The organism is Nesterenkonia suensis (genome assembly GCF_054782935.1).
The window spans coordinates 940,229-964,385 of record NZ_BAAGRN010000001.1 but is presented as its reverse complement, the minus strand read 5'-3'; the positions used below and the strand labels follow the sequence as shown (position 1 = coordinate 964,385).

17 protein-coding genes are annotated in these 24,157 nt (G+C 69.1%); 10 read left to right on the top strand and 7 right to left on the bottom strand.

Features of this window, described 5'->3' with window-relative positions; all coding sequences use genetic code 11:
- The first annotated feature begins 35 nt into the window (after window positions 1–35).
- The 5 genes from ACYVKI_RS04165 to ACYVKI_RS04145 all read left to right on the top strand — a co-directional run bounded on the left by ACYVKI_RS04165 (window position 36) and on the right by ACYVKI_RS04145 (window position 6,107).
- On the top strand, window positions 36–869 hold the full coding sequence (locus ACYVKI_RS04165; RefSeq protein WP_460689066.1) for an HAD hydrolase-like protein: 834 nt from the start codon (window positions 36–38) through the stop codon (window positions 867–869).
- Between the two features lie 10 nt (window positions 870–879).
- Entirely contained in the window at window positions 880–1,542 is a 663-nt protein-coding gene (locus tag ACYVKI_RS04160; RefSeq protein ID WP_460689065.1) for an MBL fold metallo-hydrolase, read from the top strand.
- Entirely contained in the window at window positions 1,542–4,139 is a 2,598-nt protein-coding gene (locus ACYVKI_RS04155) for a DEAD/DEAH box helicase (RefSeq protein WP_460689064.1), read from the top strand. The genes ACYVKI_RS04160 and ACYVKI_RS04155 overlap by 1 nt, the downstream gene beginning before the upstream one ends.
- Before the next feature lie 188 nt (window positions 4,140–4,327).
- Complete coding sequence (locus ACYVKI_RS04150; RefSeq protein WP_460689063.1) at window positions 4,328–5,773, top strand: alpha/beta fold hydrolase; 1,446 nt, start codon at window positions 4,328–4,330, stop codon at window positions 5,771–5,773.
- Entirely contained in the window at window positions 5,742–6,107 is a 366-nt protein-coding gene (locus ACYVKI_RS04145) for a GNAT family N-acetyltransferase (protein ID WP_460689062.1), read from the top strand. The genes ACYVKI_RS04150 and ACYVKI_RS04145 overlap by 32 nt, the downstream gene beginning before the upstream one ends.
- Here ACYVKI_RS04145 and ACYVKI_RS04140 read toward each other — a convergent pair.
- The 3 genes from ACYVKI_RS04140 to coaE form a co-directional block, all read right to left on the bottom strand.
- The gene (locus ACYVKI_RS04140) at window positions 6,068–7,135 is read right to left on the bottom strand and encodes a TerC family protein (RefSeq protein WP_460689061.1); all 1,068 of its coding nucleotides are present in this window, start codon (window positions 7,133–7,135) and stop codon (window positions 6,068–6,070) included. The genes ACYVKI_RS04145 and ACYVKI_RS04140 overlap by 40 nt on opposite strands.
- Before the next feature lie 201 nt (window positions 7,136–7,336).
- Window positions 7,337–9,472 (bottom strand): excinuclease ABC subunit UvrB, encoded by a 2,136-nt coding sequence (gene uvrB / locus ACYVKI_RS04135; RefSeq protein WP_460689060.1) that lies wholly within the window; start codon window positions 9,470–9,472, stop codon window positions 7,337–7,339.
- Window positions 9,473–9,617: 145 nt separating this feature from the next.
- A complete protein-coding gene (coaE, locus tag ACYVKI_RS04130; protein ID WP_460689059.1) occupies window positions 9,618–10,352 on the bottom strand; it encodes a dephospho-CoA kinase in 735 nt (244 codons plus the stop codon).
- Between the two features lie 27 nt (window positions 10,353–10,379).
- Between coaE and ACYVKI_RS04125 the strand changes: the two genes are divergently transcribed.
- The gene (locus ACYVKI_RS04125; RefSeq protein ID WP_460689058.1) at window positions 10,380–11,663 is read left to right on the top strand and encodes a cytochrome P450; all 1,284 of its coding nucleotides are present in this window, start codon (window positions 10,380–10,382) and stop codon (window positions 11,661–11,663) included.
- Between the two features lie 12 nt (window positions 11,664–11,675).
- Here ACYVKI_RS04125 and ACYVKI_RS04120 read toward each other — a convergent pair whose 3' ends face one another.
- The gene (locus ACYVKI_RS04120; protein WP_460689057.1) at window positions 11,676–13,529 is read right to left on the bottom strand and encodes a BCCT family transporter; all 1,854 of its coding nucleotides are present in this window, start codon (window positions 13,527–13,529) and stop codon (window positions 11,676–11,678) included.
- Between the two features lie 314 nt (window positions 13,530–13,843).
- Here ACYVKI_RS04120 and ACYVKI_RS04115 point away from each other — a divergent pair, with 314 nt between their 5' ends.
- Window positions 13,844–14,539 carry an IMPACT family protein gene (locus ACYVKI_RS04115; protein ID WP_460689056.1) on the top strand — a complete coding sequence of 232 codons (696 nt, stop codon included), beginning with the start codon at window positions 13,844–13,846 and terminating at the stop codon, window positions 14,537–14,539.
- Entirely contained in the window at window positions 14,536–15,792 is a 1,257-nt protein-coding gene (locus tag ACYVKI_RS04110) for a class I SAM-dependent methyltransferase (RefSeq protein ID WP_460689055.1), read from the top strand. The genes ACYVKI_RS04115 and ACYVKI_RS04110 overlap by 4 nt, the downstream gene beginning before the upstream one ends.
- Window positions 15,793–15,901: 109 nt before the next feature.
- Here ACYVKI_RS04110 and rpsA read toward each other — a convergent pair whose 3' ends face one another.
- The 3 genes from rpsA to polA form a co-directional block, all read right to left on the bottom strand.
- On the bottom strand, window positions 15,902–17,398 hold the full coding sequence (rpsA, locus tag ACYVKI_RS04105) for a 30S ribosomal protein S1 (protein ID WP_460689054.1): 1,497 nt from the start codon (window positions 17,396–17,398) through the stop codon (window positions 15,902–15,904).
- Window positions 17,399–17,655: 257 nt separating this feature from the next.
- A complete protein-coding gene (locus tag ACYVKI_RS04100) occupies window positions 17,656–19,098 on the bottom strand; it encodes a GNAT family N-acetyltransferase (RefSeq protein ID WP_460689053.1) in 1,443 nt (480 codons plus the stop codon).
- A gap of 76 nt (window positions 19,099–19,174) precedes the next feature.
- Entirely contained in the window at window positions 19,175–22,000 is a 2,826-nt protein-coding gene (polA, locus tag ACYVKI_RS04095; RefSeq protein WP_460689052.1) for a DNA polymerase I, read from the bottom strand.
- Window positions 22,001–22,018: 18 nt separating this feature from the next.
- Between polA and ACYVKI_RS04090 the strand changes: the two genes are divergently transcribed.
- Together ACYVKI_RS04090 and putP are read left to right on the top strand one after the other, a co-directional pair.
- Entirely contained in the window at window positions 22,019–22,549 is a 531-nt protein-coding gene (locus ACYVKI_RS04090; RefSeq protein WP_460689051.1) for a hotdog fold thioesterase, read from the top strand.
- A 78-nt stretch (window positions 22,550–22,627) separates the two neighbouring features.
- On the top strand, window positions 22,628–24,157 hold the full coding sequence (gene putP / locus ACYVKI_RS04085) for a sodium/proline symporter PutP (protein ID WP_460689050.1): 1,530 nt from the start codon (window positions 22,628–22,630) through the stop codon (window positions 24,155–24,157).

The window sequence follows — 24,157 nt, the reverse complement described above, 5'->3', positions numbered from 1 at the left end:
CTCCGCGGAACGCCGGCTGCTGGCAGGATGGAGGCATGGACGATCCCACACCCGTGCCCGGCTCCGCCGAGAACTTCACCGAGAACTTCACCGAAAATCTCACCGAGAATCTCACCGAAAACTTCACCGAGAATCTCACGGGGGGCTTCTCCGACGCAGTGGTGCTCTTCGACCTGGACGGCACCCTGGTGGACCCTGCCGGGTCCATCACCGGAGGAATCGCCGCTGCTCTCGACGCCCACCAGGTCCCGGTCCCGGATTCCGCGACTCTGCAGGCGATGGTCGGCCCGCCGCTGGCCGCGAGTCTCCTCGCGCTGCCCGGGATGCGCGAGGAGCTGGTGCCCGACGTCGTGGAGCACTATCGGCGAGGCTACCTCGCCCATGGCATGGCGGCCTCCACCGTCTACCCCGGAGTCCGCGACCTGCTCGCCGCACTGCGCGCCGCCGGAGCGACCCTCGCAGTGGCCACCTCCAAGCCCCAGCCGCTGGCGGAGCGGCTTCTGGAGGTCCAGGGGCTCACCGCGGCCTTCGATGCGGTGGCCGGCTCCTCGGCGGACGAGTCCGTCCCCCACGCCGGGAAGGGCCCCATCCTCGCGGCCGCGCTGGAGTCGCTGGGACTCGCCCCCGGCCAGGCGCCGGCGGTGATGGTCGGTGACCGACGCTTCGACGTCGAAGGCGCCCACGCCCACGGGATGCCGTGTGTCGGGGTCAGCTGGGGCTGCGCGCCCGCGGGCGAACTGGAGGCCGCTGGGAGCGATGCCGTCGTCGACGACGCCGAGGGGCTCCGCGCCGCGCTGGCCGGGCTGCTGGAGACAGTGCGCTCCCACCGCTCGACGACGCCATGGCATCTGACCGACAGCAGACCATAGACTGTCATCCATGGCCACCGACAGCTCACTGATCCACGACCTTCCGGCGATCACCGTCCGTCGCATCGCGGTCTCCGAGATGAGCAACAACGTCTACCTGCTCACGGCGAAGAAGTCGGGGGTCCAGGTGCTCATCGATGCCGCCGACGACGCCGAGGCGATCCGCGGGATGCTCGCCGAGGCGGCCGCGGACACGCCGTGTGCCCCGCAGCTGCGCGCCGTGCTCACCACTCACCGCCACTGGGACCACATCCGCGCGCTGGCCGTCCTGGCCCAGGGCGTGGAGACTGCCGCCGGCGAGGACGACGCCGCCGCGATCGCCGATGCCGAAGGCGTGCGGATCGACCGCACACTGGCCCACGGCGACCTGGTCCAGTACGACGGCATCGGGCTGGACGTCATCCAGCTGCGGGGACACACCCCTGGCTCAGTGGCCTTCGTCTACCCCGTCGAGGACGGACCGACCCATGTCTTCACCGGCGACTCGCTGTTCCCCGGGGGCGTGGGAAAGACCTGGACCGACGACGACTTCAGCGCCCTGATCGACGATGTCGAGACGAGACTCTTCGCCGCCTTCCCCGACGACACCGTCATCCATCCCGGTCACGGTGATCCGACCACTCTGGGGGCGGAACGTCCGCAGCTCGCCCAGTGGCGGGAGCGCGGCTGGTAGTGGCGGCTCCCCGACTCGACACCCTGCGCCCTTCCTCCGCCGAAGGGGGCGCACCGGATCCCGAACGCCTCGTCGAGGCCTTCACGCAGTGGACCGCGCAACGTGGCCTCACGCTCTATCCCGCCCAGGAGGACGCCGTCCTGGAACTGGCCGACGGGCGGCACGTCATCATGGCCACGCCCACCGGCTCGGGCAAATCCCTGGTGGCCACCGCCGCGCACTTCTTCGCGCTGTGCCGTGGGGAGCGCAGTGTCTACACCGCCCCCATCAAGGCCTTGGTCTCGGAGAAGTTCTTCTCCCTGGTGGAGATCTTCGGCGCGGAGAACGTCGGCATGGTCACCGGTGACTCTGCGGTCAACGCGCAGGCCCCGATCATCTGCTGCACGGCGGAGATCCTTGCGAACGAGGCTCTGCGCGACGGCGCCGAGGCCGATGTCGGCCCGGTCGTCATGGACGAGTTCCACTTCTACGCCGACCCGCAGCGGGGGTGGGCCTGGCAGGTCCCCCTGTTGGAGCTTCCACGGGCGCAGTTCCTGCTGATGTCCGCCACCCTCGGCGACACCAGCCGGTTCGAGCGGCGCATCGCGGAGCGGACAGGTCGCGACGTCGTCACGGTCTCCTCCGCCCACCGTCCGGTCCCGCTGCACTTCGAGTACTCGACGACCCCGCTGCAGCACAAGCTCGAGGAGCTGGTCGGCGGCCACCAGGCTCCGGTCTACGTGGTGCACTTCTCCCAGCGTGAAGCGGCCGAGCGCGCCGCCGGGCTGGCCTCGCTGAACGTGGTCGGCAAGGAGGACCGCGAGCTCATCCGGCAGCGGCTGGAGACCTTCCGGTTCGCCAAGGGCTACGGCAAGGTTTTGAACCGCCTGCTGCGCTCCGGGATCGGCGTGCACCACGCCGGCATGCTGCCCAAGTACCGGCGCATGGTGGAGCAGCTCGCCCAGGAGGGCCTGCTGAAGGTCATCTGCGGCACGGACACCCTCGGTGTGGGGATCAACGTGCCCATCCGCACCGTGCTGCTCACGGCGTTGAGCAAATATGACGGCGAACGCACCCGCCAGCTCAACGCCCGCGAGTTCCACCAGATCGCCGGACGGGCCGGCCGTGCCGGCTTCGACACCGAGGGGCGTGTGGTGGTCCAGGCTCCGGAGCATGTGATCGAGAACCTGCAGGCGCTCAGCAAGGCCCGCGCCAAGCACGGAGACGATGAGAAGAAGGTCGCCCAGGCGGTCCGCTCTGCCGGGAAGAAGAAGCCGCCGGACGGCTTCGTCAGCTGGTCGGAGAAGAGCTTCGAACGGCTGATCGAGGCGACTCCGGAGCCCATGGCCTCCCGCATGAGGATCAGCTACGCGATGGTCCTGCAGTTGCTGCAACGACCGGAGGACCCGATCCTGGCGATGCGACGGCTGATCCGCGGCAGCGATGAGACACCCGCGCGTCAGGCGCTCCTGCAGCGGCGGGCCCTGCAGATCCTGCGGGAGCTGCTGACGGCCGGCGTGCTGGAACGGCTCCAAGAGCCGGACGAGGACGGACGGACCGTCGACCTGACGTTGGACCTGCAGGATGATTTCGCGCTGAACCAGCCGCTGGCGCCGTTCGCGGTGGCCGCGCTGGAGCTGCTGGACCCTGAGTCCGAGACCTACGCCTTGGATGTCATCTCCGTGATCGAGGCGATCCTGGAGACCCCCTACCAGGTCACCGGGGCTCAGGTGAAGAAGCTGAAGTCTGAGAAGATCGCCGAGCTGAAGGCGGACGGCGTCGAATATGTGGAGCGGATGCGCATCCTCGACGAGATGACCCACCCCCAGCCGCTGGCAGATCTCCTCACCCAGCAGTTCGAGGTCTATCGCTCCTCGGCACCGTGGGTGGGCGACCATGAGCTCGCCCCGAAGGCGGTCGTCCGCGACATGGTGGAGCGGGCATTCGGCTTCACCGACATGGTCAACCACTACCAGCTCTCCCGTTCGGAGGGCGTGCTCCTGCGCTACCTCACCGATGCCTACAAGGCCCTGCGCCAGACCGTGCCCCAGCACCGGGTCACCGAAGGGCTCGAGGACCTGGTGGAGTGGTTGGGCGAGATGATCCGGCAGACCGACAACTCGCTGCTCGAGGAGTGGGAGCGCCTCGCCGCGGGGGCCGAGGACGCGACGGCTGAGGACCTTCAGCTCACCGATGCCGCCCCGGCCGAGCCGGAGGGCGTGACGCACAACGTGCGGGCCTTCCGGGTCATGGTCCGCAATGCGATGTTCCTGCGGGCCGAGCTCTTCGCTCACGAGCACGAGCAGGAGCTGGAGCGGCTCGATGGCGACGCCGGGTGGGACGCCGACCGGTGGGGCGCGGCGATGGACGCCTTCTTCGACGTCTATGACGACGTCTTCACCGACAGTTCCGCGCGCGGGCCCGGGCTGATCCGCATCGATGAGGCTCCGGCGGGCCGGTCCGGCTTCTGGCGTGCGGTGCAGGTGCTCGACGACGCCGACGGGAACCATGACTGGGGCGTCCATGCGTGGATCGACCTGGCCGCCTCCGACGAGATCGGTGCCCCGGTGGTGCTGGTGGACCACGTGGGCGAAGTCCAGCACGCCCCCGTCACCTGAACCCGTCCGACGTCGCAGAGATGACCGACCGCTGTGGCCTGTGACACACTTGGTCCGCGGTGGGGGCTGACCACCTCGCCCGAGTCAGCTCCCATCGTCCCACCTCAGCGCGTTCCCACCGCGGCGACGGGTCGCCTCCGGGGACCCGACGACGACGCCGGCCCGAGAGGTCAGCAGAGAGAGGCAGCATGACCCCGACGTCCTCCCCCGCCCGCACCCTCCTGGACGGCACCCGTCTGGTGGAGCACCGTCTGCAGGTGCCCCTGGACCATGCCCTCCCCGACGGCGAGCAGATCGAGGTCTTCGCCCGCGAGTTCGTCAGTGCGGAGGCCGCCGAGCGAGGCGAGGAGCGCGTGGCGAGCATGCCGTGGCTGCTCTATCTCCAGGGCGGGCCCGGCGGCAAGGGAGTGCGTCCGCCGCGCCTGCCCGGATGGATGCAGGAGGCCGGCCGCAGGTTCCGGATCCTGATGCTGGATCAGCGCGGCACCGGACTGTCCACACCGCTGACTCGCCGGTCCCTGCTGCGCCGCGGCCGCGGCGCCGAGCAGGCCGCCCACCTGCGACACTTCCGCGCGGACTCCATCGTGCGTGACGCGGAGGCCTTCCGCCGGAGCCTGGGTCTGGAGACCTGGAGCGTCCTCGGGCAGAGCTTCGGCGGCTTCTGCACCCTGACCTACCTGTCTTTCTCCCCTGATTCCCTCGACCGGGCGCTGATCACCGGAGGCCTCGCACCGCTGACCGGCCACGCCGACCGTGTCTACCAGGCGACCTACGCGAGGATGGCGGCTCGGAACCGAGAGCACTTCTCCCGCTTCCCCGAGGACCGCGAACGCCTGGACGCCGTGATCGACCACCTGCGACGCGCCGATGAGCGGCTGCCGGACGGGTCCCCGCTGACCGTGCCGCGCCTGCAGATGCTCGGAATGCTGCTGGGCGGCAACACCCGGGCCGACTCCCTGCACTTCCTCCTCGAGGAGGCCTTCGTTTCACCCACCCGGGATGAGCTCTCCGACACCTTTCTCCACGCGGTGCATCAGCAGATCTCATTCGCCTCGGCCCCGATGTACGCGGTGATGCACGAGTCCATCTACGGACAGCCCGCCGAGCTCACCGCGGGTCGGGGCGCCACAGACTGGGCGGCCGCACGCGTCCTGGATGAGTACCCGGAGTTCTCCCCCGCGGCGGCCTCTCCCCTGCTGACCGGTGAGATGATCCTGCGTCACCACGTCGCCCTGGACCCGGCCCTGGCCCCGCTGGCCGAGGCAGCCGACCGCCTCGCCGCCGTCGACGACTGGGAGCCGCTGTACGACGTGGCACAGCTGGGGCGGAACACGGTCCCGGCCGCGGCCGCCGTCTACACCGACGACGTCTACGTGGCCCGTGAGCTGTCATGGGAGACCGCCGCGCAGGTTCAGGGGCTCCGCGTATGGGAGACCGACGAGTTCCACCACGACGGTCTTCACGACGACGGCGCCCGCATCCTGCGCGAGCTGCTCCACCTGACCGACGCCCCCGCCCCCGTGGTGCTTTCTCCCGAGGAGGGATCCGAGGAGCAGGAGGCGTCGCCTGATCCGGACGCACCCACACCGGAAGGAACCCCTGATGAGCGATTCACCCACGCCCGAGTCGACTGAGGACGGCGTCGAGGTCGTCAATCAGGCCGACCAGACCCGTTTCGCGATCCTCGTCGACGGGGCCCTGGCAGGCTTCGCCGAGTACCGCTCCGCCCGCGACGGGTCGCGATCCTTCACCCACACCGAGATCGGGGAGGCCCACCAGGGCCGCGGCCTGGCCTCCCAGCTGGTGCGCCAGGCTCTCGACCAGACCCGGGCCGAGGGCCTCTCGGTGCTGCCGTACTGCCCGCTGGTGCGCAGTTTCATCGCCAAGCATGCCTCCGAGGAGGACGGCGGCTACCTGGACCTGGTGCCTCAGGGACGGCGGGCCGACTTCTCGCTGCCGGAGGCCTGAGGCAGCCCAGGCTGCTCCCGGACAGGCTCGTCGCCGGCGGGCCGGGCGCCGCGCAGCGCCCGGCCCGCCGGCGAGAGCAGCGAGCTGACCACCGTCACCGCGAGCACCGAGACGATCACGATCAGCGACATGCCGGTGGAGATCTCCGGGACCGCCACCGGCTCCCCGCCGTTGACGAACGGCAGGCCGTTCTCGTGCAGCCCGTGGAGCAGCAGCTTCACGCCGATGAAGCCGAGGATCACCGCCAGCCCGTAGGAGAGGTGCACCAACCTGTCCAGCAGGCCGTCGATCAGGAAGTACAGCTGCCGCAGCCCCATCAGCGAGAAGGCGGTCGCGGCGAAGACGATGTACGGCTCCTGGGTCAGCCCGTAGATCGCGGGGATGGAGTCCACGGCGAAGAGGATGTCGGTACCGCCGATGGCGACCATGACCAGCAGCATCGGGGTCAGCATCCGCTTGCCGTCCACCCGCGTGACGAGCCGGTCGCGGTCGTAGTGCTCCGTGGTGTGCAGGAACCGCCGAGCCAGCCGGATGATGACGTTGTCCGCCTCGTCGGCGGCGTCCTCACCTCCGGCGCCCTTCCTCAGCAGCTGGACGGCGGTGGCCAGCAGGATGATGCCGAAGAGGTAGAAGACGTCGGAGAAGGCGTGGATCAGCCCGGCGCCGAGCAGGATGAGGCCGGTGCGGGCGATCAGCGCGAAGACGATCCCGAACAGCAACACCTTCTGCTGATCCTCACGGGGGACGTTGAAGCTGGCGATGATCACCAGGAAGACGAACAGGTTGTCCACCGAGAGCGCCTTCTCGGTGACGTAGCCGGCATAGTACTCGGCGGCCAGCGCCGGATCGCCGAGCATCAGGAAGACGAGGCCGAAGACCAGTGCGGCGCCGATGTAGAGGGCCGACCAGACCGCAGCCTCGCGGATGCTGGGAATGTGGGCCTTGCGCACATGGACGATGAAGTCGAAGGCGAGCAGCCCGACGATGAGCAGGATGGTGAGTCCCCAGACCAGGGGGGTGATCTCCACGGGAGAGGATCCTTTCGAGGGTCACGAGGATGTGGACGGTCCTCGCGAGTCTCTCCCCCGGGGCGCCTCGACGATCCTGGCGGATCTGGCGGCTCCCGGCCGCAGTGCCCGGCAGGTCGACGACGACCCGCGTGCTGACGTGCACAGCGCTGACGGATACTCCCTCACGCAGGGGTTCAGCATACACCCGCCCGCCCGGGCTCAGTCGTGCCCGGCCTGCTGCATCTGGCGCAGCTCCTTCTTCAGATCCCCGATCTCATCCCGGAGCCGAGCCGCCAGCTCGAAGTTCAGCTCCTCGGCGGCATGGTGCATCTGGCCGGTCATCTGCTCGATGAGATCGGCCAGATCCGTGGCCGGAGTCGTCGAGGCGGCAGTGCCCGACGCCGCCTCCTCCGGGGCGCCGGCTCCGTCCTTCTGGAATCCGGTCCAGCCGCGGTGGCCCTTGCCGTACTCGAAGCCGGTGGCGAGGCCGCCCATACCCTGGAGCAGATCGGCGGTGTCGGCGTCCTCCCGAGCAAGCTGGTCGGTGATGTCGGCGATCTTCTTCTGCAGCGGGCGGGGGTCGATCCCGTGCTCCTCGTTGTAGGCCTGCTGGATCTGCCGACGTCGCTCCGTCTCGTCGATGGCCTGCCGCATCGAATCGGTGATCCGGTCCGCGTACATGTGCACCTGACCGGACACGTTGCGGGCGGCACGGCCGATGGTCTGGATGAGCGACCGGGTGGAGCGCAGGAAGCCTTCCTTGTCGGCGTCCAGGATCGAGACCAGCGAGACCTCGGGCAGGTCCAGGCCCTCGCGGAGCAGGTTGATGCCGACGACCACGTCGTGTGTCCCGCGGCGCAGCTCCCGGAGGATCTCCACACGTCTGAGCGTGTCCACGTCCGAATGCAGGTATTCGACCTTGACCCCGTGGTCCAGCAGGTACTCGGTGAGGTCCTCGGCCATCCGTTTGGTCAGCGTGGTGACCAGCACCCGTTCGTCGCGCTCCGTACGGGAGCGGATCTCGCCGAGCAGGTCGTCGATCTGCCCCTGCGTCGGTTTGACGACGACCTCCGGGTCGATGAGCCCCGTCGGACGGATGATCTGCTCGACGACACCGTCGGAGACGCCGAGCTCGTAGGGCCCGGGGGTCGCCGACAGGTAGACCGTCTGTCCGATCCTTTCGAGGAACTCGTCCCACTTCAGGGGACGGTTGTCCATCGCCGAGGGCAGCCGGAACCCGTGCTCCACCAGCGTCCGTTTGCGAGACATGTCGCCTTCGTACATGCCGCCGATCTGCGGGATCGTCACATGGGACTCGTCGACGATGAGCAGGAAGTCGTCGGGGAAGTAGTCCAGCAGGCAGTGCGGCGCCGAACCCGCCGGACGTCCGTCGATGTGCCGGGAGTAGTTCTCGATGCCGTTGCAGAAGCCCATCTGCTGCATCATCTCGAGGTCGTAGGTGGTGCGCATGCGCAGCCGCTGCGCCTCGAGCAGCTTGTCCTGGGACTCCAGCTCCTCGAGGCGGTCCCGCAGCTCGTCCTCGATGGCTGTGACGGCTCGGGCCATGCGCTCGTCGCCGGCGACATAGTGGCTGGCGGGGAAGATGTACATCTCCTCCTCCTCGCGCACCACGGTGCCGGTGAGCGGGTGGAGCGTGTGGATCGCCTCGATCTCGTCGCCGAAGAACTCGATGCGCACGGCGAGCTCCTCGTACATCGGGATGATCTCCACCGTGTCCCCGCGGACCCGGAAGGTGCCGCGGTGGAAGTCTGTGTCGTTACGGACGTACTGCATCGTCACGAAGCGGCGGAGCAGCTCGTCCCGGTCGAGCATGTCCCCCCGACGTACCGGCACCATCTGCGCGATGTACTCCTCCGGGGTGCCGAGTCCGTAGATGCAGGAGACGGTCGCGACGACCACGACGTCACGGCGGGTCAGCAGGGCGTTGGTCGCCGAATGGCGCAGCCGCTCGACCTCCTCGTTGACGGAGGAGTCCTTCTCGATGAAGGTGTCCGTCTGCGGGACGTAGGCCTCGGGCTGATAGTAGTCGTAGTAGGAGACGAAGTATTCCACTGCGTTGTTCGGCAGCAGCTCTCGGAACTCGTTGGCGAGCTGGGCGGCCAGCGTCTTGTTCTGCACCATGATGAGGGTGGGACGCTGGACCCTTTCGACGAGCCAGGCGGCCGTGGCCGACTTGCCGGTGCCCGTGGCACCCATGAGCACGACGTCCTTCTCGCCGCCTTCGATCCGTTCCGCCAGCTCCTCGATCGCCTTCGGCTGGTCTCCGGAGGGCTGGTACGGACTGATCACCTCGAAGGGGGCCACCGTGCGACTGATCTTCGGCGCCAGAGACATCGTCCACTCGCCTCCCGTCTCGTGGATGCGGCGGACCGGGGCTCCGATCCGCCCCGGACAGCCTACCGCGTCCACCTCGAAGAAGTCTTCGACCCACGTCTCCTGCCGAGCCCGCCCCCGGGACTGTCCGCCCGACGCGCCCGGCTCATCGGGCTGGGTCGACCAGACCGCCGCGGTCCGGCCGCATCAGGCGGTCCATGAGCTCGTCCACCTGGGCATAGAGCTCTTCCAGGGTTCCCGAGTTGTCCAGCACCACATCGGCCACCTCCGCCCGCTGGGCATCGGTGGCCTGGGCTTCGATGCGGGCCCGGGCGTCGGCCTCGGTGCCCTCCCGGTCCTCGACGATCCGGCGGATGCGTTCCTCCTCCGGGGCGTGGACCACCACCACCAGATCGAAGCGATCCGCCTGACCGGTCTCCACCAGCAGAGGGATGTCCTCCACGACGACGCTGCCGGGAGGGGCCTTCTCGCGCAGCTCCCGGGCCTGTCGGCGGACTTTGGGGTGGACGATGGAGTTCAGCCGCCGGCGGGCCGCCGGGTCGGCGAACACGATCGCTCCCAGTGCCGCCCGGTCCAGCGCGCCGTCGGCCTGGAGCACCGACCCCCCGAAGGCCTCAGCGACCTCAGTGAGCCCCTCACCGCCGGGCTGCAGCGCGTAGCGGGAGAGGACGTCGGCATCGATCACGACGGCGCCCCGTGCGGCCATCCGGGCCGCGACGGCGGACTTTCCGGAGGCGATGCTGCCGGTGAGGCCGACCAGGAGCGTGTCGGCGGCGGGTCCCGCACGTGCGGGCGTGGGGGGCTCGGCTGACGCAGCGTGGGAGTCAGCGCCTGACTCCCCGCCGGAGTGAGGCGGGCGGGCGGTGGAACTGCCGATCATGGGGTGAGTCTATGCAAGAATCCGCTCATGGCGCTTCCTCCCGGGCCACGGCTGCCCGCACTCGTGCAGACACTGATGGCGTACGGCGACCGCCGCCGGGCCTTTCCCCGATGGCGGGCCCGCTACGGCAGCACGATCAGGCTCCGACTGCTGCCGGGACCGCAGACTGTCGTCCTGTTCTCCGATCCCGCCGATGTCCGGGAGATCTTCGCCGGAGACTCCTGGGAGTTCAGCGGCGCCGGGGGCAACGAGGTGCTCCGTGCGGCGATGGGTGATCGATCGGTGATGCTCACCGACGGCGAGGACCATCGAGCGCTCCGTCGGGCCCTCATGCCCGCCTTCTCCCCGCAGGCTGTGCGCTCGCATCGGGACACGGTCCGCCGTCTCGTGCAGGACGAGGTCTCCGGCTGGCGCCCCGGGGAGACCGTCGACACGTCGGCCCGGATGAGTGCGGTGACCCTGGAGGTGATGCTGCAGGTGGTCTTCGGGGTGAGCTCCACCGAGCGCCTGGAGCGGCTGCGCCCCCGCCTCCTGCGGCTGGTGGACGTCGGTCCGGTGGTGGCCCTGGGATGGCTGTATCCCCCGCTGCGTGGGGTGCCCCCGTGGCGGGGCGAGCGAAGGAACCTGCAGGAGGTGGACCAGCTGATCGCCGAGGAGCTGGCCGCCCGACGGGCGGAGCAGCACGCCGAGGACGTCCCGCACCGCCCCGACGTGCTGGCTCTGCTGATCGCCGCAGGACTGGACGACGCGCAGCTGCGGGACCAGCTGGTCACCCTGGTGCTGGCCGGCTACGAGACCACGGCCTCCGCGCTCGCCTGGACCCTGCATGAGCTGGGCCGTCGCCCTCAGGTGCGCCGACGCGCCCGTCAGGCCGCGGAGAGCGGCGATGACGACTTTCTGGAGGCCTGTCTTAAGGAGACCCTGCGGCTACATCCGATCATCGACTTCGTCGCCCGCACGCTGCGCAGCGAGCAGCGGGTCGGCCGCTGGACGCTTCCTGCCGGTGTGACGGTCGCCCCGGCGATCATGCTCACCCAGTCGGATCCTCGCCATGTGCACGCTCCGGAGGACTTCCGCCCCGAGCGTTTCCTGGACGGCTCCCTGGACCCGCACACCTGGATCCCGTTCGGCGGCGGGGTGCGCCGGTGCCTCGGCGCGGCCTTCGCCCAGATGGAAGGGGTCGAGGTGCTCCGCGAAGTGCTGCGGCAGGTGGAGCCGGTGGCCGAGCGGCCGGCCGGCACCCGGCTGCGCAACATCACCAACGTCCCCCGAGACGGAGCCCCGCTGCGCTGCGTGCAGCCGCCGCAGTGAGCACCCGCGGACTCAGCTCCGGTCCGAGTCCCCTGTGCTGCGGACGTCGCCGGCATCCCTGGCATCGACCACAGGGGCCTCGCCGGTGCGGATGCGGTACTCCTCGACGATCTCCGGCTGCTCGACATGGTCCACCTCTGGCGCCCCTTCGGGCTGGGTCCCCTCCTGGAAGTCCGGGGCGACCACGGCCTCGACGAGCGAGTCGTCGGCCTCTTCCATCCGACGCTCGTACTCCTCCGGCGGGAGGGTCTTCAGCCAGCGCCTCGTCCGGAGCAGACCGATCTCGCCGGCGTCCTCGCGCATGGCCCGGGAGAGGTTGAACATCATCAGGTACCCCAGCAGGAAGAACGGCAGTCCCAGCACGATGGCCACGTTCTGCAGCGCGCCGAGCCCTCCGTCTCCGGTGGCGGTGAGCAGGATAGCGGCGATCAGCCCGATGGCCACGGCCCAGAAGCCCTTCTGGTGCGCCGGGACCTTGCCCTCGAAGCCGGAGCACATGTCGTTGAGCACCAGGGCGCAGGAGTCCATGGAGGTGATGAAGAAGATGGACACCAGCATGATCGCCACCGCCGAGGTCAGCGTGACCAGCGGAAAGTCGCCGAGGAAGGCGAACAGCGCCCCCGGGATGTCCCCTTCGCCGACGACCCGTTCGACCAGGCCGCCGTCGCCGTGCATCTCGATGTCGAAGGTCCCGGTTCCCCAGATGCCGAACCACACGATGGTGAACAGCGTCGGCAGTCCCAGCACTCCGGCGACGAACTGCCGGACCGTGCGCCCGCGAGAGATGCGGGCGATGAAGATGCCGACGAAGGGTGACCAGGTGATGGTCCAGGCCCAGTAGAAGATCGTCCAGCTGTCCTGCCAGCCGGTGTCGGCCATGGTGTCGTTCCAGAACGCCAGCTCGGGCAGCATCGACGCGTAGACGCCGGTCCACTCGATCATCCCGCGCAACAGATAGATGGTGGGGCCGGTGATCAGGATGAACACCAGCAGCGCGATCGCCACCCAGATGTTGAAGTTCGAGAGCCGCTTGATGCCCCGGTTCACTCCGAGCAGCGTGGAGATCAGCGCCACGATCGTCACCGCGGCGATGATCATGATCTGAGAGAGCGCATCTTCCTCAAGGCCGAAGAGCTCGGCCAGCCCGGAGTTGATCTGCATCGTGCCCAGACCGATGGAGACCGCGACGCCGAAGACGGTGCCGACGATGGCCAGGATGTCGATGGCCTTGCCGGCCGGCCCGTGGATCTTCTCCCCCAGCAAGGGCTGGAAGATCGAGGAGACCCGCGGCGGAAGATTGCGCTTGTAGATGAAGTAGGCGAAGGCCAGCCCCGGCAGGGCGAAGATCGTCCAGGTGTGCAGTCCGAAGTGATAGAGCGTGAAACCCATCGCCTCGGAGGCCGCCTCCGCCGTCCCGCCGACCACGGTGGTCGGGTCGACCGAGCCGCCGCCCTCGACGATCTCCGAAGCCTCCTCGGCCGAGATCCCGCGCGGCGGGTTCGCGAAGTGGTTGACCGGCTCCGCCACCGCCCAGAACATCAGGATGGTGCCGATGCCGGCGGCGAAGAGCATGCCGAACCAGGAGATGTCGGAATGCTCTGGGGTCTCGTCGTCCTGGCCGAGGCGCATCCGGCCGAATCGCCCCAGCGCGATGTAGATCAGGAAGAGCAGGAAGATCGTGACCCCGGAGACGTAGAACCAGCCGAGGTTGTCGTAGATCCAGCCGGAGCCGGTGCCGAAGAACTCGCCCATCCGGTCCGGCATCATCAGGGTCAGTACCACGAACCCGAGGATGATCGCCGCCGAGACGAAGAACACCACAGGACTCGTGCGCAGTCTGAACAGGTCGTGGAACCTCTCGAGCATCAGGTCGCCTTTCATGGGGTCTGCCTGGCCTCCGGCCCGCCGATGTCGGTGATCCGGATCGTGGGACTCACCGTAGAAGAATAGTCGTTTGTTTTCACGTTTCAGGCCGTGGCGGCGTGTAGCTCCAGGTGAATGCCTACACTCTACGGCCAGGCCCGCTCGGCGACCAGATCCGGGCAGTCTCATTCAGATCACGGAAACAGGACCGGCTCATGACTCCGAAAGAAGGCGCTTCGTGATTGCACTGTGATCATCAGCTGATCATTTCCTGGTCATAACCTGACCATCTGTGCGCTCCACTAGACTGGGGGACTATGACGTCCTCCTCCCCCGGCCGGCTGTGCACCGTCCTCGCCGAGGACGCCGCCGTCGTCGTCGAGCTCGAGCGCAGGAAGTCCCGGTTCCTCACCGTCCTTCGCCGGGCCGAGACCGCGGAGGCGGCCCAGACGATCATCGACGGGCTGCGCCGTCAGCACCACACCGCCCGGCACCACTGCTCCGCCTGGCTCATCGGCCCCACCCGGGAGGTCCGCCGCAGCCACGACGACGGGGAGCCCTCCGGCACGGCCGGAGCGCCTATGCTGGAGGCCCTCAGCCGAGCGACCATGCCTGCCGGAGAGCAGGACCTCACCGACGTCGTCGCCGTGGTGGTCCGCTGGTTCGGCGGCACCCTGCTGGGTGCGGGAGGGCTGGTCAGCGCCTACTCCGACTCCGTCGTCGCCGCAGTGGACCAGGCCCGGGATCAGGGGGCGCTGCGCCGTCGACGACGGATGCGGCACCTGCGCCTCACTGCCCCGGTCGCCGTGGTGGGACGCTGGGAGAACGAGCTCCGTTCCGGCGATGTGGAGGTCCTCGGGACCGAGTACGGGGCAGGATCCTCCGCCGTGCTGCGGCTGGCGGTGAACGACACCGCGCAGGACCGCCGAGCCCTTGACGACCGCCTCGCGCAGCTGACCGCGGGCCGGACGGTCCTCGACGACGACGGTGTCGGGTGGGTGGAGCTGCCATGAGTCCCTCCCCCGGAGAGCAGCCCGCCGTGCCCCCAGGCCAGACCCCCGAGGTCGCGCCCTCGGTGCTGGCCCGGCCGGAGACCCTCGACCCGCTGACCCGGCATCCGCCCGACGGCCCGGGCGCCGATGCCGCCGACCGCCTGCTCCTCGACACAGCCGCAGCCTGGTTCTCGGCCGGTCATCCGTGCGAGGAGATCGCCGTGGTCGACGACCACTGGGGTGCGGTGACTCTGGGCCTGCTGGCCGGCCTGCCGGCGTCGAGCAGACCGACCCTCCGGCTCGGCCAGGACTCCCGGAGCGCAGAGATCGCTCTCGAGGCCAACGCGGACCGGTCGGGGCTGTCGACCCGCCTCGCCCAGATCAGCAGGACCCCACAGGTGACCGCCACGATGCTCTCCGGCAGCCGCACCGTGCTGATGCCTCTCCCCCGGTCCTTGGAGACCCTCGCCGACTGGGCCTGGCTGGTGGCCGAGCACGCCGCCGACGAAGTGGTGCTGCTCGCCGGCGGTCGGGACAAGCACATGTCCCGGTCGATGAACACCGTGTTGGAGGAGCACTTCACCGACGTCGTCCCGGGCCGCGGCCGAGGCAAGGCCCGTGTACTGACCGCACGAGGACCGCGGCGCGGCGTGACGGCGCCGTTTCCGCGCCGCCGCTCCCACCAGGATGTCGGTGAGCTCGGCCTGAGCTCGGAGCTGACGCTGTGCGCTCAAGGCGCGGTCTACGGCGGAACGGGCCTGGACCCCGGCACACGATTCCTGCTGCGCACCCTCGCCCAGGGCACCTCCCAGCGCACCACCCAGGAGCTGCTTCCCGCGGGCACAGAGCTGGTGGACCTCGGCTGCGGGAACGGCACCATCGCCGTCTGGGCCGCACGCCGCAACCCGCGGGCCCAGGTGACGGCGGTGGACCAGTCCGCCTCAGCGGTGATCTCGACACGCCGCAGCGCCGAGGCCGCCGGCGTCGCGGACCGGGTGCACACCGTCCGCGATGATGCGCTGACCTCCTGGGAGGACGGCAGCGTTCCCCTCATCCTGCTGAACCCGCCCTTCCACCGGGGCAACGCCGTGGACCCCACCGTGGCCCACCGTCTCTTCGCCGAGGCCGGCCGCGTGCTCGAGCCCGGGGGACGGCTGCTCTGCGTCTGGAACTCCCACCTGCGGCACCGGCCCGCCTTGGTGCGAGAGGTCGGACCCACTCGCCAGCTCGCCCGCAACCCGAAGTTCACCGTCACCGAGTCGACGCGCGCCTGAACCCGCTTCCCTGCGAGACGACCCCGGTACGACATCAGGCCCCGTCCCACCAGAAAGTGGGACGGGGCCTGAATGTTCTCGAGCCGTGCGGCTCAGCCGATCTGCGGGATCAGCCGTTGCCGGTCAGCTTCTCACGCAGCGCGGCCAGCGCCTCGTCCGAGGCGAGGGTCCCTGCGTCCTCCGCCGGCTGCGCGGAGGAGTAGTTCGACGGCGCGGGCTCAGCCTTCGCCGGCGAGGAGGAGGAGCTGCTTCCGCCCATGGACGCCTGAGCGGCGGCCTCGGCGTCGGCGGCGATGGCGGCGGCCACCTGCTTCTTGTGGGCCTCCCAGCGCTCCTGAGCGGCGGCGTACTGGGCCTCCCAGGCAGCACGCTGCTCCTCGAAGCCTTCCATCCACTCGTTGGTCTCCGGGTCGAAGCCCTCCGGGTACTTGTAGTTGCCCTCGTCGTCGTACTCGGCGTCCATGCCGTACAGCGCGGGGTCAAACTCCTCGCCCTCGGGGTCGACGCCCTCGTTCGCCTGCTTCAGCGAGAGGCTGATGCGGCGACGCTCCAGGTCGATGTCGATGACCTTGACGAAGAGCTCCTCGCCCACGGAGACGACCTGCTCGGCCAGGTCCACGTGGCGCACGGCCAGCTCGGAGATGTGCACCAGACCCTCGATGCCGTCCTCGACGCGGACGAACGCACCGAAGGGCACCAGCTTGGTGACCTTGCCGGGCACGATCTGGCCCAGTGCGTGGGTGCGGGCGAAGGTCTGCCACGGGTCTTCCTGGGTGGCCTTCAGGGACAGCGAGACGCGTTCACGGTCCATGTCCACCTCGAGGACCTCGACGGTGACCTCCTGGCCAACCTCGACGACCTCGTTCGGGTGGTCGATGTGCTTCCAGGACAGCTCGGAGACGTGCACCAGACCGTCGACGCCGCCCAGGTCCACGAAGGCGCCGAAGTTGACGATCGAGGAGACGGTGCCGGTGCGGACCTGGCCGCGCTCGAGCTTGTTGAGGAAGGAGGAGCGGACCTCGGACTGCGTCTGCTCCAGCCAGGCGCGGCGGGACAGAACCACGTTGTTGCGGTTCTTGTCCAGTTCGATGATCTTCGCCTCGATCTCCTGGCCGATGTAGGGGGCCAGGTCGCGGACGCGGCGCATCTCGACCAGCGAGGCGGGCAGGAAGCCGCGCAGCCCGATGTCGAGGATGAGGCCGCCCTTGACGACCTCGATGACGGTGCCGGAGACGACGCCGTCCTCGTCCTTGATGCGCTCGATGTCGCCCCAGGCGCGCTCGTACTGAGCACGCTTCTTGGAGAGGATCAGACGCCCTTCCTTGTCCTCCTTGGTGAGGACCAGAGCCTCCACCTGGTCGCCGACGGCGACGACCTCGTCCGGGTCGACATCGTGCTTGATGGACAGCTCGCGGGACGGGATGACGCCCTCGGTCTTGTACCCGATGTCGAGGAGGACCTCGTCACGGTCGACCTTGACGATGGTGCCCTCGACGAGGTCGCCGTCGTTGAAGTACTTCATGGTCTCGTCGACGGCGGCGAGGAACTCTTCAGCGGTGCCGATGTCGTTGATGGCGACCTGCGGGGCGGTTGCGGTGGTGGTCATGTAGTAGGGGCTCCGATATGGATCGTTTGCTTGAACTGGTCAGTGCACGGTTCTCCATGCACTGAGCGACGGACGAATGACATACTCCGGGCCCGGGCGCCGGAGGCGTCTGGGCCGAACAGGATCTGTGTCAGAGGTCTGAATCGACTCTGTGCGCAGAACGCGCCCGCCCAGTCTATACTCCGCGCCCAATCCTGTTCAACTGCATCCGCGGGGATCCCCCGGCGTCAGCGCTTCAGAAGCATCTCAGGAGCGCCTCAGAAATGCGTGGCGCAATGCGGAGCAGTCGGCAGGTCCCAGGTCGCTGCCAGCTGAGACAGGTCGGCCTCCCGGGCCGATTCGATCCCGATCCGTCCGGCGGCGTGGAGGGTGCGCAGCGAGACGTCGCCCAGCAGCAGGGTGCCCAGAGTGTCGGCGTCCACGCTCATCGTCGGCACCTCCGGCTCGACCGACCCTGCGCCGCCCTGTCCCGGCCGTCCCGACTCGAGCTGCTCCACCTGCGCGCGTCCGGCGGACACGGTCACCCGGTAGTCGCCGTCGATGATGCCCAGCCGGTCCTCCACCCGCAGGCGCATCCGCCCGTCGGCGACCCACTGGCGAGCCTGCAGGCAGCGCACCACATCGAGCACACGCACCCAGAGGACGTCCTGGACCCCGGTGACCTTCCGGGCGCGCGGGTTGACCAGCGCGTGGGCCAGCGGGTCCTCGACCGGGGCCTGCCGGTGCACCACCCGCTGGATCAGATCCATGCTGGTCAGGTGACGCCACAGCTCCACCCGACTGGCGCCGTCGCGCGCGACCATGTCGATCACACGCAGGGTGGGCGGCTCGGTGTCCCATCCCTCGAAGGAGAACACCGCACATCCGCCGATCTCCCCGTCCTCCGCCACATGCACCACGGCGCGGGCCGCACGGTTCCACGCACTGACGTCGTCCGGACTCCACCGGGCGGTCGCGAACTCACGGTGGGCCGCCTGACGACCCACTGATCCCCGGGTGGCGGCGTGCTGGGCGGCGAAGAGCCCGTCCAGCGTCTCCCCCAGCCGGGTGGGGTCCACCGGCAGCACGGTCCCCGTGGGCGGGGTGCGCAGCCCGAAACCCTCGCCGGCAGGCGTGGCGTTGACCTGGATCTCCTGCTCGCGCGTGGCCGCTCCATAGCCGAAACGCCCATAGATGCCGCCTTCGGAGACCGTCAGCGCGGCCAGCGGCATGCCCTCCTCGACGGCGGCCGCCAGCCGGGAGGTCATCAGATGCGCCAGGATCCCCCGGCGCCGGAAACCTGGGTTCACCGTGACCGCGGAGATCAGCCGGGCCTCCAGCAGCTCCGGCCCACCGGCGTTGAGGGTCTTGTCCCATTCGGCGAAGGTTCCCACCGGGTGATCGGGCCCGTGCCCGAGACGTTCGAGGGTCTCGCCCCACGGCTCCCTGGACGCCCGGCCTGCGTCCACATAGACGCCGGTCAGCACCTGGCCGTCCTCCACGAAGGTGGCGACCCAGCGGTCGACCTGCTCCTGGGCGGACCACCGCTCGTAGAAGCCCTGACCCACCCCCCGGGCGAAGGCGGTGACGCGCGGGTCGCCGACCTTCCCCTCGGCGTCCGCGACGACGGGGAACGTCTCAGCGCGCAGGCCGTCGGCCAACGGGGCCACAGCAGGCGGACGCGGAGCAGGGGCGAACGGCGTGGTGGTCTCAGAAGTCACGGGGCCAGCTTATCGAGGAATGTCCCCGAGTCACCCCCGAGCCGCCTCCGCGCCTCGATCTCACCCCCGTCGCCTTCTAGTGGGCGGCCTCATGCCATGATCCGCCGACTCCCACGTGGACGTCCAGCGGGACGGAGAGCTCCGCGGCGGCGCGCATCCTCTCCACCACGAGCTGCTCGACCGCGTCACGTTCTCCGGGCGCCACCTCGAGCACGAGCTCGTCGTGGACCTGAAGCAGCATCCGCGAGCGCTGGCCGGACTCCCGCAGGGCGGCATCGACGTCGAGCATCGCCTGTTTGATGATGTCGGCCGCCGATCCCTGGATGGGCGCGTTGAGCGCGGCCCGCTCGGCCATCTGCCGCAGCTGCCGGTTGTCGCTGGTGAGATCCGGCAGGTACCGACGCCGACCGTAGAGCGTGGAGGTGTATCCGTCGGTGCGGGCCTGCTCCACCACCTCCCGCAGATAGTCCCGCACCGCACCGAAGCGCTGGAAGTACTCGTTCATCAGGTCCCGGGCCTCGTCCACCCCGATGCCCAGCTGCTTCGACAGACCGAAGCTGGAGAGACCGTAGACCAGCCCATAGCTCATCGCCTTGACCTTCGAGCGCATCTCAGCCGTCACCTCGTCGGTGCCGACGCCGAAGACCCGAGCTCCGACGAAGCTGTGCAGGTCCTCCCCGGCCCGGAACGCCGCGATGAGCGCCTGGTCCCCGGAGAGGTGGGCCATGATGCGCATCTCGATCTGCGAATAGTCGGCCGTCAGCAGGCTCTCGTAGCCGTCCCCGACCACGAAGGCGTCGCGGATGCGGCGTCCGGCGGCCGTGCGCACCGGGATGTTCTGCAGGTTCGGATGCAGGGAGGACAGCCGACCCGTCGCCGCGACGGTCTGGGCGTAGGTGGTGTGGATCCGACCGTCATCGTCGACGGCCCCCCGCAGCCCGGTGACGGTCTGGCGCAGTTTGGTGGCGTCGCGATGCGCCATCAGATGGACCAGAAAATCATGCTGGGTCTTGGCGAGCAGATCCTGCAGGGACTCGACATCAGTGGAGTACCCGGTCTTCGTCTTACGGGTCTTCGGCAGACCCAGCTCGTCGAAGAGCACCGTCTGCAGCTGCTTGGGCGAGCTCAGGTTCACCTCATGCCCGACGGCGGCGTAGGCCTCCTCCGCCGACGCACGGATGGAGTCCTCGAACTCGGCATCGAGGGCTTCCAGGCGCTCTCGGCTCACTGCGATCCCGGTCAGCTCCATCTGCAGCAGCACCTCGGCCAGGGGGATTTCCAGATCCTGCAGCAGCCCCGAGGCCTCCCGCTCGGCGACCTGCTCGCCGAGCACCACGGTCAGCCGGTGCAGCAGCATCCCCTGGACCGCGGCGGACTCGAGGTCTGCGCGGCTCACCCCGGACACGGCGTCCTGGGCGGAGAACAGGGTGTCTCCTCCGCCCGACTCGACGTCCTGTGCCGCGGAGGAGCTGAGGTAGTCCTCCGGTTCGGTGGAGGCGCCCAGGTACTGCGTGACCAGGTCGGCGAAGGCGAAGCTGCGCCGATCAGGCTGGATGAGGTAGCCGGAGACCAGAGTGTCCTCGACGGCACCGGCCAGCCGCAGACCGCGCCGAGCCAGACGCCGTCCGGCGTCCTTGAGGTCATGGATGAGCTTCGGCCGTCCGGGATCTGCCAGCCACGCCCCGAGGGCGGCTTCGACGTCGGCGTCGGCCTCGGTCAGCGAGATCACCATCGCCTCCGTGCCGGGCGAGGGCACCAGCACCACGGCGAGCGCCTCGGCCACCCGAGCAGCCTCGTCCCGCTTGGCCTTGGTGGAGAGCCCCTCCCCGCTGCGGTCCAGACACAGGGCGACGGCGATCGGACCCTCGGCGGCTTCCAGCGCCTGGGTGAGCTCGCCGGACTCGCCGAGGATCCGCAGCGTCGGCAGCTCCTCGGTGGGTTCTGGAGCGACCGCGGCCTCGGGGAACCGCAGGGCGAAGGTCTCGAAGAGGCGCTCGCGGATCTGGTTGAACTGCAGGGCGTCGAAGAGCGGCTCGATCGCTTCCCGGTCAGGAAGCCGCAGCGCGGTGTCCTCCAGGGCGACGGGCAGGTCGAGATCGCGCACGAGCCGGTTGAGCTCGAGGTTGCGCCGCACGTCGTCGAGCGCGGCGCGCAGGTTCTCCCCGACCTTGCCGCCGATCTGATCGGCCTGGGTGATGATCTCCTGCGCGGAGCCGTACTGTCCGATCCACTTCGCGGCGGTCTTCGGACCGACCTTCGGAACACCGGGCAGGTTGTCGGCGGACTCGCCGACCAGGGCGGCGAGGTCCGGGTACTTCTCTGGCGGAACGAGGTATTTGGCCTCCACCCCTGCGGGGTCCAGCAGCGTGACCTTGGAGATCCCCGAGGTGGGGTACATCAGCGTGGTGCGGTCGGTGACCAGCTGCAGGGCGTCGCGGTCCCCGGAGACGATGAGGGTCTGCCAGCCGGCGTCCTCGGCCTGGCTGGTGTAGGTGGCGACGATGTCGTCGGCCTCATAGCCCTCGACGGTGACCGCGGGGATGTTCATCGCCTCGGCGACCTGCTTGATCAGCGTGATCTGGCCGCGGAACTCCTCCGGGGTCTTGTCCCGCCCGCCCTTGTACTCATCGTAGGACTCGTGCCGGAAGGTGGGCGTGTCCAGGTCGAAGGCCAGGGCGACGTGCGTGGGCTCCTCCTCACGGATGAGTTTGAGCAGCATATTGGTGAAGCCGTGCACGGCGTTGGTGTACTGGCCGGAGTCAGTGATGAAGCTCTCCGGCGGCAGGGCGTAGAACGCCCGGAACGCCATCGAGTGACCGTCGACGACGAGAAGCTTCTCACCCCCGGAGGCGGGTGCTGCGGCGGGCGGATTCTCGGGGCTGGCTTCACTCTTCGGGCTCACAGTGCAACTCTAGTGGGCATGAGTGGAGATTTCACCGCCCGCATCGCCCCTGAGACGCACCTGCCGCCGGCCGCCGACCGGGTCCCCGACGATGCCGAGCGCACCGCCCTGCTCCAGGCCGCCGGAGTCCCGGAGCACCTGCACCCGCTGATGGGCCCCCACGGAGTGGCCCCGCTCGGGCAGAAGATGGGGCTGCGCTTCGAGGAGATGACCCCGGAACGGGTGGTGGCCACCCTCCCGGTCGCCGGCAATGAGCAGAACATGGGGCTGCTCCATGGCGGTGCGCACATGGTGCTGGCGGAGACTCTGGGCTCGCTGGCCGCCATCCTGCATGTGCGCCTCACCCTGGATCTGCCCCACGCCGTGGTGGGCACCGAGCTGGGAGCCACCCACCACCGGGCGGTCACCGACGGCCTGGTCACCGGCACCTGCACTCCGATCACCCTGGGGCGGACGCTGACCTCGCATGAGATCGTGATGCGCGACGAGCAGGGTCGCCGACTCTCCACGGCCCGGATGACGAACATGATCCTCGCCCCCAGGGACTGAGCGGCCCGGCCTGCAGAATGAGCGCACCCGCGTGGCAATGATCGGTGAGGCAGCTCACCGAGTGCCATACTCGCTTCTATGATCGAGACTGCCAACACCACTGTCCAGCTGGTGGCGGTGATCCTGTACTTCGCGTGCATGGTCGCCATCGGGTACTACGCCTACCGCCGGACCTCCGACCTCAACGACTACATGCTCGCCGGGCGCAAGCTGCGACCCTCCACGGCCGCGCTGTCCGCCGGTGCCTCCGACATGTCGGGCTGGTTGATGATGGGGCTGCCCGGCGCGATCTATCTCAACGGGCTGGTGGAGGCCTGGATCGCCATCGGCCTGACCATCGGCGCCTGGTTGAACTGGAAGTTCGTGGCCCCGCGACTGAGGGCGTACACCGAAGTCGCGAATAACTCCATCACCATCCCCAGCTTCCTCGAGGCGCGGTTCCGCACGAGCAATCACTCGCTGCGCATCATCGCCGGGATCATCATCCTGGCCTTCTTCATCTTCTATGTCTCCTCAGGCATGGTCGCCGGCGGAGAGTTCTTCACGGTGGCCTTCGGGCTGGACTACCTGCAGGGCATGCTCATCGTCGCCGGCGTCACCGTGGTCTACACGCTGGTGGGCGGCTTCCTGGGCGCCTCGCTGACCGACGTGGTCCAGGGGTCGATGATGTTCCTGGGACTGCTGCTGGTCCCGCTGGTCGCCCTGGCGGTGCTGGGCGGCTGGAGCGAGGTCACCGCCGGTGTCGCCGCCGCCGACGCCGCGGTGAACGCCGCCGACCCCGCCGCAGACTCGGACCGGATGAGCTTCCTGGTCGGCGCCTCCGCGCTGGGCGTGATCTCGGCCGCCGCCTGGGGCCTGGGGTACTTCGGACAGCCACACGTGATCGTACGGTTCATGGCGATGCGCTCTGCGGCCGATGCGCCCGCAGCCCGGCGGATCGGCATCGGATGGATGGCCATCGCCGCCACCGGCGCGGTGTTCACCGGGCTGATCGGCGTCGCCTACTTCCGCGAGCAGGGCACCGAGCTGGCCAACTCCGAGCACGTGTTCCTGGTGCTCTCGCAGGCCCTGTTCCACCCGTTCGTGGCCGCGCTGCTGCTCGCCGCCGTGCTGGCAGCCGTGATGTCCACGATCTCCTCGCAGCTGGTCGTCTGCTCCTCCGCACTGGTGGAGGACATCTACATGTCCCTGGGCCGGGAGACCACACGCGGGCAGCAGCTCATGCTCGGCCGGGGCGCAGTGCTCTCCGTGGCCGTGATCGCCGCCCTGCTGGCCCTCGACACCGACTCCACGATCCTCGAGCTGGTCGGCTTCGCCTGGGCCGGCTTCGGCTCGGCCTTCGGCCCGATCATCCTGCTGAGCCTCTACTGGCGGCGCCTGACCATGGAGGGGACGTTGGCCGGGATGATCACCGGGGCCGTCACTGTGGGCGTCTGGGGCACCGTGGATGCACTCTCCGGGGTCCTCTACGAGATCGTCCCCGGCTTCGTGCTCGCCACGCTCGCCGCCTGGCTCGTCTCGCGACTGACCTGGCGCGACGACACCGAGGTGACCGCAGAGTTCGACGCGATGCTGGTCGCCTCCGGGGCGCGCACCCCGGCGTCCTGA

Bases quoted from the DNA above. Each gene is read 5' to 3' on its own strand.
- ACYVKI_RS04160 (WP_460689065.1), top strand. From the start codon at position 880: ATGGCCACCGACAGCTCACTGATCCACGACCTTCCGGCGATCACCGTC.
- ACYVKI_RS04150 (WP_460689063.1), top strand. From the start codon at position 4,328: ATGACCCCGACGTCCTCCCCCGCCCGCACCCTCCTGGACGGCACCCGT.
- ACYVKI_RS04110 (WP_460689055.1), top strand. From the start codon at position 14,536: ATGAGTCCCTCCCCCGGAGAGCAGCCCGCCGTGCCCCCAGGCCAGACC.
- putP (WP_460689050.1), top strand. From the start codon at position 22,628: ATGATCGAGACTGCCAACACCACTGTCCAGCTGGTGGCGGTGATCCTG.
- ACYVKI_RS04125 (WP_460689058.1), top strand. From the start codon at position 10,380: ATGGCGCTTCCTCCCGGGCCACGGCTGCCCGCACTCGTGCAGACACTG.
- ACYVKI_RS04090 (WP_460689051.1), top strand. From the start codon at position 22,019: ATGAGTGGAGATTTCACCGCCCGCATCGCCCCTGAGACGCACCTGCCG.
- uvrB (WP_460689060.1), bottom strand. From the start codon at position 9,472: ATGTCTCTGGCGCCGAAGATCAGTCGCACGGTGGCCCCCTTCGAGGTG.
- ACYVKI_RS04115 (WP_460689056.1), top strand. From the start codon at position 13,844: ATGACGTCCTCCTCCCCCGGCCGGCTGTGCACCGTCCTCGCCGAGGAC.
- ACYVKI_RS04165 (WP_460689066.1), top strand. From the start codon at position 36: ATGGACGATCCCACACCCGTGCCCGGCTCCGCCGAGAACTTCACCGAG.
- ACYVKI_RS04145 (WP_460689062.1), top strand. From the start codon at position 5,742: ATGAGCGATTCACCCACGCCCGAGTCGACTGAGGACGGCGTCGAGGTC.
- ACYVKI_RS04120 (WP_460689057.1), bottom strand. From the start codon at position 13,529: ATGCTCGAGAGGTTCCACGACCTGTTCAGACTGCGCACGAGTCCTGTG.
- rpsA (WP_460689054.1), bottom strand. From the start codon at position 17,398: ATGACCACCACCGCAACCGCCCCGCAGGTCGCCATCAACGACATCGGC.
- coaE (WP_460689059.1), bottom strand. From the start codon at position 10,352: ATGATCGGCAGTTCCACCGCCCGCCCGCCTCACTCCGGCGGGGAGTCA.